8 protein-coding genes are annotated in these 12,630 nt (G+C 60.2%); 2 read left to right on the top strand and 6 right to left on the bottom strand.

Features of this window, described 5'->3' with window-relative positions; translation table 11 throughout:
* Positions 1-18 precede the first annotated feature (18 nt).
* On the bottom strand, positions 19-2,103 hold the full coding sequence (locus AB7M33_RS07615; RefSeq protein ID WP_186703132.1) for a TonB-dependent receptor: 2,085 nt from the start codon (positions 2,101-2,103) through the stop codon (positions 19-21).
* Positions 2,104-2,572: 469 nt separating this feature from the next.
* On the opposite strand from AB7M33_RS07615, the gene AB7M33_RS07610 reads away from it, so the two are divergent.
* Positions 2,573-3,892, top strand: coding sequence for an OprD family porin (locus AB7M33_RS07610; protein WP_454242657.1), 1,320 nt, complete (start codon positions 2,573-2,575; stop codon positions 3,890-3,892).
* A 136-nt stretch (positions 3,893-4,028) separates the two neighbouring features.
* On the opposite strand, the gene AB7M33_RS07605 is transcribed toward AB7M33_RS07610, so the two are convergent.
* The 3 genes from AB7M33_RS07605 to AB7M33_RS07595 all read right to left on the bottom strand — a co-directional run bounded on the left by AB7M33_RS07605 (position 4,029) and on the right by AB7M33_RS07595 (position 8,026).
* On the bottom strand, positions 4,029-5,699 hold the full coding sequence (locus AB7M33_RS07605) for an FMN-binding glutamate synthase family protein (protein WP_454242656.1): 1,671 nt from the start codon (positions 5,697-5,699) through the stop codon (positions 4,029-4,031).
* 238 nt (positions 5,700-5,937) lie between these two features.
* Complete coding sequence (locus tag AB7M33_RS07600; RefSeq protein WP_454242655.1) at positions 5,938-7,305, bottom strand: ATP-binding protein; 1,368 nt, start codon at positions 7,303-7,305, stop codon at positions 5,938-5,940.
* 1 nt (position 7,306) lies between these two features.
* The gene (locus tag AB7M33_RS07595) at positions 7,307-8,026 is read right to left on the bottom strand and encodes a response regulator (RefSeq protein WP_274887265.1); all 720 of its coding nucleotides are present in this window, start codon (positions 8,024-8,026) and stop codon (positions 7,307-7,309) included.
* A 140-nt stretch (positions 8,027-8,166) separates the two neighbouring features.
* On the opposite strand from AB7M33_RS07595, the gene AB7M33_RS07590 reads away from it, so the two are divergent.
* The gene (locus AB7M33_RS07590; RefSeq protein WP_027595216.1) at positions 8,167-10,464 is read left to right on the top strand and encodes a TonB-dependent siderophore receptor; all 2,298 of its coding nucleotides are present in this window, start codon (positions 8,167-8,169) and stop codon (positions 10,462-10,464) included.
* 66 nt (positions 10,465-10,530) lie between these two features.
* Here the strand turns inward: AB7M33_RS07590 and AB7M33_RS07585 are convergent, their stop codons facing one another.
* Positions 10,531-10,737: a DUF3079 domain-containing protein gene (locus AB7M33_RS07585; RefSeq protein ID WP_275748642.1), complete on the bottom strand. Its 207-nt coding sequence runs from the start codon at positions 10,735-10,737 to the stop codon at positions 10,531-10,533.
* A gap of 472 nt (positions 10,738-11,209) precedes the next feature.
* Entirely contained in the window at positions 11,210-12,577 is a 1,368-nt protein-coding gene (locus AB7M33_RS07580) for a hypothetical protein (protein ID WP_454242654.1), read from the bottom strand.
* Positions 12,578-12,630 lie beyond the last annotated feature (53 nt).

Here is a 12,630-nt window from a genome sequence, read left to right as displayed (position 1 = left end):
CGGTACAGCCACCAAAGATCAGAAGCGGTAAGTGCTCGTCACCACCAGGCTCCGCGGGTCGCCCACCTGGATCTGCGCCGCACTGGTCGCCGAGCTGTAGTAGGTCTTGTCGGCAATGTTGTTCAACGCCGCCCGCACATCCCAGTCGTGGGTGCGGTAGCCGGCCAGCGCATCCCAGCGGCCGTAGCCTGGCAACACCGTGGTGTTCTGGTTGTCGGCATAACGCTCACCCACCAACGTCAAGCCGGTCTCGGCGTACCAGCCCAATTCCGGTTTCCAGGTCACGAACAGGCTGGCATTACGCTTGGCCACGTCGTTGATGCGGTTGCCTTCCTGGTTATTGTTGTCTTTGACGATGGTCGCATCCTGCAGGCCGATGCCACCGCGCACGTACCAGTTGCCGACGATATTGCCGGTGGCGGTCAGCTCGATGCCGCGGGAGCGTTGCAAGCCGCTGAGCAGGGTGATTTCCGGGTTCTCCGGGTCACGCGTGCGGCGGTTGTACAGCTCCAGTTCATACACGGCGAGGGTGGTGGTGAGGCGCTGGTCGAACCAGTCGCTCTTGACCCCGATCTCCTTCTGGCGGGTCAGCTCTGGCCCGGTGTCGTTGGTGTTGCCCGGCGCGCCAGGGGTAATGCCGATCAGGCCACCGCCCACTGGCGAGAAGGTCTTGCTCCACGACGCATAGAAGGAGTGGTCGCGCCACGGCGTGTAGACCACACCCAGGCGCGGGCTGGTGGTGTTGCTGTCCTGCGGCTCGGTCAGGCCATCCTTGTTGGTGGTCTCTACCTCGAACTGGTCGAAACGAACGCCAGCGAGCACCTGCCATTGATCGTTCAGGCGGACCTGGTCTTGCAGGTAGAGGCCACGGCTTTGGACCACGGTGTGGTTGTCGCTCGACAGCAACATCGGGCCCGTGTGCTGCCGGCTGCGGTCGGGGTTGCCAACGTCCAGGCTGGGCACACTATTAGGCGCAGCGGTGTACAGGGTCGGGTCACGCCGTTGGCTGCCGAACTCCAAACCCACCAACAGCTTGTGCTCCAGCCCCACGGTCGTGAAGTCGCCCTCGGCTTCGAGGTTGTTGAACAGGTTGCGGGTGTTCAGGTCCTGTTGCCAGCGCTGGCGGGTGACAGTGTTGGTGCTGGCGTTGTAGCCCGTCGCATAGGTGTTGTCGAACTCGCTGTCGAGCTTGAACAGGCCGAGGGTATGGCGCAGTTGCCAGGTTTCGTTCAGCTGGTAGTTGAGCCGCGAGCGCAGCGACTGGGCGCGGTCATCGATGTAGTCGCGCTGGGTATCGCTGTAGGTGGTGCTGCGGCTGACGTCGGCCGGGCGGCCATTGACCCCGGGGATACCGCGGTCTGGTGTGCGGTTGTAGCGGCTGTATTCGTACTGCACCAGCCAGTTCAGGTCGGGCGAGAGCTGCCAGCTCATCGACGGGGCGAACAGCTGGCGGCTGCCATCGATGCCGTCGCGGAAGCTGTTGTTGTCCTGGTTGCCCAGGTTCAGGCGCAGGCTGATGGTATCGCTGGGGTCGGCGCTGAGGTCGGCGTACAGGCTGCGCAAATCTTCGCTGCCGCCTTGCGCCTCGATGCTCGAACGGCGGCCGTGCTCCGGCGCCTTGCTGACGCGGTTGACGATGCCACCCTGGCTGCCGCGGCCATACAACACCGCTGCGGGCCCTTTGAGCACCTCGACCCGCTCGATGTTGTTCAGGTCGCGAATGTACTGGCTGTCGTCGCGAATGCCGTCCAGGTAGAAGTCGTTGCTGGCCTCGAAGCCGCGGATGCGCACGCTGTCGAAGCGCGTGTCGGCGCCGCTGCTGACGTTGGGGATGCCCTCAAGTGCCTTGCCCAGGGTGTTGTTGCCGTAGTCCAGCACGTTGGCGGTCTTGACCGTGTCGATGGCCTGGGGCACGTAGCGCACGGGCGTCGAGGTGCGCGTCGCAGTACTGACTTCCTTGACCCGCGGGTTGTCCTCCTCGCGCTCGCCTTCGGCAGTCACTGACATTTCCGGCAGGGTGGTGGTGGCAGCGGTGGCCAGGCTGGCGCTGAACAGCAGCGACAGGCCAAGCGTCAGCGGGGAGAGGCGGCAGGGTACAAGCATGGAGACATCCGGACCGTGGCAGGTGAGAAAGGGTGCGAATGGTAATGCTTGCTATTTACTGTTGCTTGGGTGTTTGTAAAGGGTTGTCTTTACATATGTATCACTTTGTAACCGCCGCTGTTGTATGCTCCGCGCCCATGAAAGCTGCCGGGTTGGTCAAAGCGACATTTCTGACAGAAGAAAAAATGCCCACTGATAGCGCCAACAGGCATGGAAATGCACCAGCGGCTTGGGTGATTTTGGTTATATCAACCTGCATTTCACGATTTTTTGACATTTGTAATCGCACACCGCTAGGATTCGGCCAACGCCTGCTGGCCATGACATGGCCATGCTGCTGTAAAAGGCCACCGTGCGATTGCCGGCAAGCCTTTCAGTCTGGATCCGCATAGCGTCGAACCTACGAAGGGGCGTTGGTTCCTGGCGTCATATTGCGAAGCGTTTTTGATTAAGAAATAAGGAAAACAACATGTTGAAAACCAGGATCAGCCTGGTCGCACTGGCAATGATCGCCGCGACCCAGGCCCAGGCCAATGAGCAGGCCGACAGCAAGGGCTTCATCGAAGACAGCCACGCCAACGTTCTGCTGCGCAACGCCTACATCAACCGTGACAAGAAGCACGGTACCGATGACCAGATCGAATGGGGCCAAGGCGTCATCGCCAACTTCTCCTCCGGTTTCACCCAGGGCACCGTCGGTGTCGGCGTCGACGCATTCGGCCTGTACGCCCTGCGTCTGGACGGCGGCAAAGGCCACAACGGTGGTGGCGGCGTCGACTTCTTCAAACCGCACGACACCAAGAACGCCGACGGCAACGCCAGCTCGCCACATAACCTGGCCCGTGGCGGCGCAGCCGTGAAATTCCGCATCTCCAACACCGTGCTCAAGTACGGTGACCAGATGCCAGCACTGCCTGTGCTGCAGTACGACGACGCCCGTCTGCTGCCAGAAAGCTTCACCGGTACCCTGATCACTTCCAAAGAAATCCAGGGCCTGGAACTGAACGCCGGCCGCTTCACCCAAGAAGCGCGCAAAAGTGCCGAGCGTCGTGACGGTGGTGGCCTGAAGTCGATCAACGTCTTCGGTGGTAGCTACAAGTTCACCGACAACTTCACCGCTTCGGTGTACACCGCAGACAACGAAGACGTGATGCAGAAGCACTACCTGGGCATGAACTATGTCTTCCCGATCGCCAGCGACCAGTCCCTGACCCTGGACTTCAACGGCTACAAGTCGGACATCAACAACAAGTTCGTCAAAGCGGCCGAGCTCAATGGTGACTCCAACACCATCTGGAGCCTGGCGGCGACCTACGCCTACGGTGCGCACTCGTTCACCATCGCTCACCAGCGCAGCACCGGCAGCACCGGTTACAACTACGGCTTCTACCAGAACGCTGGCGGCGTGGGTGACGGTGGTTCGACCATCTACCTGGCCAACTCGTACTGGTCTGACTTCAACGCTGAAGACGAGCGCTCCTGGCAGCTGGGCTACGGCCTGGACTTCGGCGCCTACGGCGTACCGGGCCTGACCTACAAGCTGGCCTACGTAGTGGGTGACAACATCAACACCCGCAACGTCGCCAACCCGCAAGGTTTCGGTGAAGGTAAAGAGCGCGAGATCTTCAACCAGATCCGTTACGTGGTTCAAGACGGCCCGGCCAAAGACCTGTCGGTCAAGCTGCGCAGCTCGTTCGTACGCACCAACAATGCCGTACAGCAGAACGGCTACAACGACGACGGTAACGAAGTCCGCGTATTCGTCGAGTACCCGATCAGCATCTTCTGATCGCATGGCGTCGGGGCTGCTTTGCAGCCCTTTCGCAGCGCAAGGCTGCTCCTACAAATACATGGACATCGCGCTCGCTGCCCCTGTTGTAGGAGCAGCCTTGCGCTGCGAAGGGCCGCAAAGCGGCCCCAGCTCATCAAGCTGGGACGCTTTCCTCACGGCGCCTGCCAGTTGCCTTCGCTACCAGCACCTCCTCCCCAGTCTCCGGCGCAAAACTGTCGCTGCGCGCCATCCGCCACATCCGCGCATAAAACTCGCTTTCAATCGAGCCACTGAGCAATTCGCCAGGCTTGAGGAACGTATGCAGGTCTGAAAACAAGCCGATCTCGCTGGCGCTGACACGCCGTGCCAAATGTTTGGGCTTGAGCTCCGACGGGTGCTCCAGGCCCGCCGCCGCAAGCATCTCAGCCAATGTATGCAGGGTATTGCGGTGGAAGCTCGCCACCCGCTGAGCCTTGTCCGGCACCACCAACGCACGCTGGCGGAGCGGGTCCTGGGTGGCGACCCCGGTCGGGCATTTGTTGGTATGGCAGCTCTGCGACTGAATGCAGCCAATGGCGAACATGAAGCCGCGCGCCGAATTCACCCAGTCGGCACCAATGGCCAGCACACTGGCGATGTCGAAGGCGCTGACGATCTTGCCCGCCGCGCCAATGCGAATGCTCGAGCGCAAATTCAGGCCGACCAAGGTGTTGTGCACGAACATCAAGCCTTCGCGCATGGGCACGCCCATGTTGTCACTGAACTCGCGTGGCGCCGCACCGGTGCCGCCTTCCTTCCCGTCGACGACGATAAAGTCGGGGGTGATTCCCGTCGCCAGCATGGCTTTGGCAATGCCCATGAATTCCCACGGATGGCCCAGGCAGAACTTGAAACCCACCGGCTTGCCGCCCGACAGTTCGCGCAGGCTGGCAACGAACCGCAGCAGTTCGACCGGCGTGCGGAATGCGCTATGGGCGGCCGGCGAAATACAGTCCTCGCCCTCACGCACGCCACGGGTGGCGGCGATTTCCGGGCTGACTTTGTGCCCCGGGAGGATGCCGCCGTGGCCGGGTTTGGCGCCTTGGCTGAGCTTGATCTCGATCATCTTCACTTGCGGCGAGCGGGCTTGCTCGGCGAAGCGTTGTGGGTCGAAACGGCCTTCTTCGGTGCGGCAGCCAAAGTAACCGCTGCCGATCTCCCAGATCAGGTCGCCGCCATGTTCGCGGTGGTACGGGCTGATGCTGCCCTCACCGGTGTCATGGGCAAAGCGCCCCAGCCGTGCACCCTGGTTGAGCGCCGCGATGGCGTTGGCGCTGAGGGCGCCGAAACTCATGGCCGAGATGTTGAAGATCGATGCCGAGTACGGTTGCCGGCACTGCGGCCCGCCAATGGCGATGCGGAACGAGGCGGGGTCGGGCGTGGCCACCGGCAGCATCGAATGGCTGATGAATTCGAAGCCGGGTTTGTAGGCATCGTTGAGCGTGCCGAAGGCTTTTTCGGCGCTCTCGTTCTTCGCCCGTGCATACACCAGGGAACGCTGGGACCGTGAAAACGGCAGCTTGTCGTCGTCACCTTCGATCAGGTATTGGCGGATTTCTGGGCGGATGGTTTCGATCAAGTAGCGGATGTTGCCCAGGATCGGGTAGTTACGCCGCACCGCGTGGTGGCTCTGGCGCAGGTCATTGAGGCCGACCAGGCTGAGCAGGGCGGTGATCAGTGTGAATGGCCAGAGCCAGGCATGTTGGGGCAGTAATGGGAGGCTGGCACAGGTGAACGACAGGCAGATGAAAAGGCAGGCGTAGCGGCTGGGCAGTGAGTGTTTCATGGGTCCATCGCAGGCAGGATGACCCGCCTAGGATAGGCAATGGCGGGCTGCGGAAAACCTGGGCAATCGGTAAAACACTGTTACCTGATCCCGAGCGCTCAGCTCTTTGTAGGAGCGGCCTTGCGTCGCGAAAGGGTCGCGTAGCGGCCCCAGGTTTTGTGTTACTAGCAAAATTGCCGGGGCCGCTACGCAGCCCTTTCGCGACGCAAGGCCGCTCCTACAAAGGCGCGGTGACAGGTTATCGAGGTAACAGCACGCTGGCCCGCAGCCCACCGCCGTCGCGGTTGCACAACAGCAACTCGCCGCCATGGCTGGCCGCGATCCGCTGGGCAATACTCAACCCCAAGCCATACCCGCCAGACGCCTGGTTACGCGACCCTTCACCCCGCACGAACGGGTCGGTAACCGTCGCCAGCAAGCCTGGCGCGATCCCCGGCCCTCGGTCATCGACATGGATATAAACCCCCGTGGTCGCGCGCTCCAGCGTGACCGAAACCTCCTTGCCATAGCGCAAGGCGTTGACCAGCAAATTCTGCAGGCAACGCTGCAGCAGCAGCGCATCAACCCGCAAACTGCCACCCTGGCCATGAACCGGCAGTGGCTCGCGGGCTGTGGACAAGTCGGCACACTGCCGGGCCACCAGCCGGTCCAGGTCCACCTGTTGCAGGTTCTGCTGCTCCCCGGCCCGCAGGTAATCGAGCACTTGGCCAATCATGTCGTCCATCTGCGTGATGTTTTGCCGCAGGCGCTGGCGATGCTCGTCGTCCGGCAAGCGCTCCAGGCGCAGGCGCATGCGGGTCAGTGGGGTGCGCAAGTCGTGGGACACGGCAGCCAGGAAGTAGGCCTTGTCGTTGACCATCGCAATCAACCGCTGCTGCATCGCGTTGAAGGCCTGGGCGGCCTGGCGCACTTCTTCCGGCCCGTCCAGCGCCAAGGGCGGCTGTTCCAGGTTGCTGCCCAGGCCGCGCGCGGCATCCGCCAGGCGCCGCAACGGGCGCAGGCACAAGCGCACCGCCACCAGGCACACCAGCAGCACAGCGACGATGCGCAGGGCATACACCCGCAGCAGGTAATCGCTGATCAACACCCAGGCGGACTCGCCGCTCCAGCCCTGCAGCTCCTGGCCATCGATGGTCAGCCAATGCCCATCGGCCAGCGGCACGGCAAACGCGATATGTGCCTGCGCCGTGCGCAAACCGAACAGGCTGCGCCAGACAATCGGCTGGCCCAGTTCATCGGTCAGGTGCACCTTCAGTAGGCGCACCTCCTGGGCGTGGCCCAGTTCGTACTTGAGGGCCTGTTGCAGCAGCAGCTCGATACGCTTGCGCCCTCTGCGTTCGTCGTGTTCCGCCGCGGGCAGGTTTTCGGCACAGCGCAGCTGATAGTGGGCAGGTGCCTGCAACGGGCTGCCATGGCAATTGGCACTGGCGATCAACGGCGCGCTGCGGGCGGCGATCAGCCGAACAGGGGCCTCAAGCACCTGGGCGAAACGCACATCGAACCAGATGCTGCTCGACATTAACTGGATCACCACGGTGCCGCTGACCATGATCAACAGCAGTTGGCCAAACAGCGTGCGCGGCCACAGCCGGCGAAGCCAGCGCATGTCAGGCATCAGCCTCGCTGCGCGCAAGGCTCAGCAAGTAGCCTTCGTTGCGGATGGTAAGGATCTGCGCTGCGCCGCCCGGCGCGCGCCGCAATTGTTGGCGCAGGCGGCTGACGCACATGTCCACCGAACGGTCGTCAGGCAGGTGGTCACGGCCGAACGCACTGCGGGTCAGCTGATCGCGGGACACCACGCGGTTGTTGGCCTCCAGCAGCTCGCGCAATACGCGGTGGTCGGAGCGGGGCAGGGTCAGCGTTTCGCCGTCAGGGCGGGTGAGCAGGCGTTTGACGTGGTCGAGCCGAAACCCGGCGAACTGCTGCGCTTCCACCGCAGGCTTTGCAACCGGCGTGTCGAGGCGCTGCGGGCGCCGCAATACCGCTTTTATCCGGGCAATCAGCTCGCGCGGCTCGAAGGGTTTGGCCAGGTAATCGTCCGCGCCCACTTCCAGGCCAATGATGCGGTCCAGCGTGCTGCCTTTGGCCGACAACATGATCACCGCCAGCCCGGGCGTCGATTGCAACTGGCGGCACAGGCTCAAGCCATCCTCGCCGGGCAGCATCAAGTCCAGCACCACCAGCTCGACTTTATGCAGCGCCAGTTGCTGGCGCATCTCGTCGCCGTCAGCGGCCGCTAGCACGGTATAGCCGGCATCGGTCAGGTAATCGCAGAGAAGTTCGCGGATCTCGTCGTCATCGTCGACAACCAGCAGGGTCGTGCTCATTTCAAAAAACACCTGTTCGATGAGGGCCGATGGCGCTCGTTACGTTGGATTACAAGCCCGTACAAGCCGGGCCTGGAGCCCCAAGGGCGGATCCCTAGAATCGTAACAAAAAATCATCTGCGAATACGAAGCCTTCCCAAATGAAACCTCGGAGCATCATGAACGACTTCTCTCCCATCAGCCGAGGCGGAAGTCGCCTCAACCCGCTGGCCTTCTTCATTGCCGTGGCCATCAGCGGTGGAGCGATGGCGGCTGACAGCCAGCCCCTGGAGCTGGATGCCACGCAGATCGAAGACAGCGCGCTGGTGCCTGCCGATGAAACGGGCCAGCTAGGGTACACGGTCGAGAGCAGCCGCAGTTCAACCGGCCTCAAGCTGACGCCGCGCCAAACACCGCAGTCGGTGACCACCATCACCCGCCAGCAGATGGACGACCGCGCCATCCACACCATCGAGCAGGCGCTGGAAACCACGCCAGGCGTGACCGCAAGCAAGGCCGAAGTGGGCGGCCGTACCGACTACCGCGCCCGCGGTTATTCCATCACCAACTGGAAGGTCGATGGCCTGCAGTTCCAGGGCGGCTCCGATTTCAGCGGCGGGGGTAATGCGCTGAACATGGACCTGTACGAGCGCATCGATATCGTCCGTGGCGCCAACGGCCTGCTCGGCGGCACCGGCGACCCGTCGGCCACCGTCAACCTGATCCGCAAGGCCCCGACCAAAACCTTCGGCGGCAGCGCCTACGCCACCTACGGCAGCTGGGACAAACGCCGCCTGGGCGCCGACCTTAACCTGCCGCTGTCCGAAGACGGCCGCCTGCGTTCGCGCTTCGTGATGACCCAGCAGGACGCCAACTCGTTCCGCGACAACCAGTCCGAACGCTCCCGCGCCGCGCTGGCCAACTTCGAATTCGACCTCGACGACGCCACCACCCTGGGCGCCGGCTACCAGTACGAATACAACAAAGTCGTCGGCGGCGGCTGGGGCGCGAACATCCCGATCTGGTACGGCGACGGCAGCAAGACCGACCTACCGCGCAGCACCAACGTAGTGCCGAGCTGGAGCTTTGGCGAATACACCACCCGCACCGCCTTCGGCTCCCTCGAACACCGCTTCGACAACGACTGGTCGCTGAACCTCAAGGCCGCGCAAAGCACCGCCGAGGCCCTCAACCACCGCGGCCTGGCCAAGGTCAACTCGGCCGGGCGCGGCAGCTTTGGCGGCTACTGGGACCAGGACGGCAGCGGCGCCGTGCTCAACGGCCTGCACAGCTCCAGCGACACCACCCAGCAGTCTGCGCAAATCGACCTGTCCGGCCCGTTCCAGCTGTTTGGCCGCACCCACCAAGCGATGGTCGGCTACAACGACAGCCGCACCGTGGCCTGGTCGCCGGAATACACCTGCAACATGGTCAGCGACAGCCAAGTCAGCGCCGCAGCGCTGGGTTGCCAGTTCCGCGCCAACAACGGCTTCCCGCTGACCGACTGGCGCAATGGCGTGGATGACGATTACGACATGCTCGCCTCGCGCACCGGCCGCCACAGCAAAACCACCACCCGCCTGCAAGGCATGTACGCAGCGACTCGCCTGAGCATCACCGACCCACTGTCGGTGATCGTCGGCGTGCGTACCAGCAACTACTCGGCCATCACCCGCAGCAACGCCGGCGTGCGCACCAGCCAGGAAGAAAACGGCATCGTCACCCCCTACCTGGGGGCTATTTACGACCTCAACGACACCTACTCGCTGTACGCCAGCTACACCGACATCTTCACCCCACAAACCGCCGAGACCAGCAGCGGCAGCAAAGTCGAACCCATTCGCGGCCAAAGCTACGAAACCGGCATCAAAGGCGAGTGGTTCGATGGCCGCCTGAATGCCTCGGCCGCGTACTTCCGCACCAAGCAGGAAAACAAAGCGGTGCTGGACGGCGACCTGACCACCCCCACCGGCAACGACGCCTACAAGGCCGGTTCCGGCCAGGAAACCGACGGCATCGACCTGGAAATCGCCGGCGCACTGACCCCCAGCTGGAACGTCTACGCCGGCTACACCTACCTGCACTTCCGCCGCATCGACAGCGACGGCCGCAGCGACCCGTCACACCTGTTCAAGGCCTCCACCACCTATCGCCTCTCCGGCCCATTGGACCGCCTGACGCTTGGCGCAGGGGTTACCGCGCAGAGCAACATCCGCGCGGTATCCAGCCCCGCAGGCCAGCCCACCAATGGCGTGAGCGCAGGCTCGACCGACGTCAACTGGTCGGGGTATGCGATCTGGAATGCCATGGCCAAGTACCAGCTGACGGATGAGACCAGCGTCAGCCTCAATGCCAATAACCTGTTCGACAAGCATTACTACACCCGCTACGGCTTCTATGCCGGGGCAATCTATGGTGACCCCCGCAATCTGTCGCTGACGCTCAGCACGTCATTCTGACGCCCCCCTGTAGGAGCAGCCTTGTGCTGCGAATGGGCCGCAAAGCGGCCCCTTTCCCACCCACAATCAACTGCACTGCACCCCCGGCACCTCATCAATCGGCTTATCCAACCGGTCCTCAAACCTGTCCCAGTCCTCGCCGAACAACTCCACTGGATGCATGGTCCGGTCTGACCCATTGCCACAGGCTAGTGCCTTGGCTGGGCAATAGAGGTCGCAGCCCCAGCAGATGCGCTCGGGGTGGCTGGGGTGGGTGGGGAATTTTTTGGGCATGGTGTTCAGTCCTCGCAGGTGGGGGCTGATTTCACGCTATGCGGTTTGGTGGTTTGGGTTTTGATTGAGATCAAGGTGGGGTGGGGTTTTGCGGTGGGGCTTTCAAATTATCGTTTCAATGATGGCACAAACAAAAAGGCCCACCTTTCGGTGAGCCTTTTTTGATACGGCGTATGGTGTGGCACCAGACGAACGGTTTTTGGCTGTGAGGCCCCGATTTTGGCGGGGCTGGAATTTGGTGGATTTTTTGACGTACCTCAAAGGGTATCTATAAAAAAATCAGCTAGTTATGGATTTCTGTGGAATCGAACCGGAAATTTTTGGGCTCCTTGACTGACGCTCTGCTGAGTTCTGAATAAGTTTGATTTTGTTCTCAGTCTGCCCAGAATCTACTATTACCCGTTAGCAAGAGGTGGATGACGCCGGAGAATGAATTTCCAATACGCCGGCGATTCGGAGTTAACCCGACTATTTACCCCTCATCTGTCTCATTTTCAGGTTCGTAATCATAGTCAGCGAGCTCAGCTGATACTTCGCCGCGCTCAAATTCGCCTAATCCTGTTGTGCCGACGATCAATGCGCTTTTTATCTCGATACTGAACTCGATATCCCGCCCGGAAACATCATATTCCCTTCTATGAGTTCCGCTCGCCGATCCAGAGAAGGTAACGCTCAGCCCATTTTCGAGCGTAATATCATCCAAGTCACCGATTTCAACTTCGTCATAAAGAGTGTCTGAGTCAGCGATTGGGCCGGACAGCTCATCGCTGTCCAATAAGCTATACCTCATATTTTCACAGGCTTCCCTGCAAACTTCCTCAATCTCATCCTTTGGTAATAACTTAAAGTCAAAATTATCGAACATCGAAATTACGTGATCGAATAACACTTCGGCATCTAGCTCCTCATTTCTCGTACCTTCGTTTTTAACAATGGTTTCGAGAGTTGATGCGAACTCATCACGATCGTAGTAAATGTATGATACTTGCGCCAAAGTTTTGTTGTTGAAGTTTTCGTCATCTACAAGAGCTTGAAAGCTCTTGTAGCCAAAAATCATCGCTACAATCGCAGTAAGCCCATTTAAAGATAAATAGATTTCATCGTCATTGAGACTCTCTTCGATTGTTTGCATTAAGCCGAAAGCAGCTGGAAAGCGATTTGATGCTTGAGCTGCTTTTAACTGAGCACTCGCCAAACCAAAACGCTGCCTTTCAAGTTCCGCGTTTATTTTCTTTTTCTCTTCTTCTAAATCAGCTTGATTCGCACGACTTCTCGCCTCTGCGGCAGCGGCGGCGGCAGCTTCTAATGCTGCTTTAGCTTCTGCGGCTGCGGATGCAGCTGCATCGGCCTTTTCCTTGAATCGAGCTGTCCGGAGCTTAAGTTGTTCGATTACCTCTCGCCTACGCTGAATATCTAAACTGACGCTTTCTTCCAAAAATTTCTTTTCGGGATCTGCTAGTAGCCTTCGCTTATTCAGAGCTTCCTGTCGCTGAACTTTACTGATTTCTATCGTTACCGCTTGCTCGTGCAAGAGCTCATTAGCATATTTCAATACAGATTTTAACAGCCAAGACACCCAAGGAAAGGCGAATATGAATAGGGTCGTCATAAGCAGAGGAATTGCGACAAGCGAATTTAATTCGAATATCTTCAATTCATGATAATGTTTGCTAATCGCAGCAATTCGATCGGTGGCGGTTCCCTCACCCCAAACCAGCAACGCTAAATTATTCCAGTTACAGATTAGCCAGGAGCCGATGAAAGCGCCGATAAATGGATCTTCAATCTTGGTTCTTGTGCTCCCAGAAATTGCCTCTAAAATGTCGTCAATAAATTTCATTGCATTATTCCTGCATCTAAATACAACTCTACTTTTAATAAGCCTGAAAATAT

Source organism: Pseudomonas sp. Y3 TE3536 (assembly GCF_053629175.1).
The sequence above is the reverse complement of the archived record's forward strand: the minus strand, read 5'-3'. Positions and strand labels throughout refer to the sequence as shown.

Excerpts from the sequence above, each read along its gene's own strand:
- AB7M33_RS07600 (WP_454242655.1), bottom strand. The coding sequence starts at position 7,305 with ATGCGCTGGCTTCGCCGGCTGTGGCCGCGCACGCTGTTTGGCCAACTG.
- AB7M33_RS07610 (WP_454242657.1), top strand. The coding sequence starts at position 2,573 with ATGTTGAAAACCAGGATCAGCCTGGTCGCACTGGCAATGATCGCCGCG.
- AB7M33_RS07590 (WP_027595216.1), top strand. The coding sequence starts at position 8,167 with ATGAAACCTCGGAGCATCATGAACGACTTCTCTCCCATCAGCCGAGGC.
- AB7M33_RS07585 (WP_275748642.1), bottom strand. The coding sequence starts at position 10,737 with ATGCCCAAAAAATTCCCCACCCACCCCAGCCACCCCGAGCGCATCTGC.
- AB7M33_RS07615 (WP_186703132.1), bottom strand. The coding sequence starts at position 2,103 with ATGCTTGTACCCTGCCGCCTCTCCCCGCTGACGCTTGGCCTGTCGCTG.
- AB7M33_RS07580 (WP_454242654.1), bottom strand. The coding sequence starts at position 12,577 with ATGAAATTTATTGACGACATTTTAGAGGCAATTTCTGGGAGCACAAGA.
- AB7M33_RS07605 (WP_454242656.1), bottom strand. The coding sequence starts at position 5,699 with ATGAAACACTCACTGCCCAGCCGCTACGCCTGCCTTTTCATCTGCCTG.
- AB7M33_RS07595 (WP_274887265.1), bottom strand. The coding sequence starts at position 8,026 with ATGAGCACGACCCTGCTGGTTGTCGACGATGACGACGAGATCCGCGAA.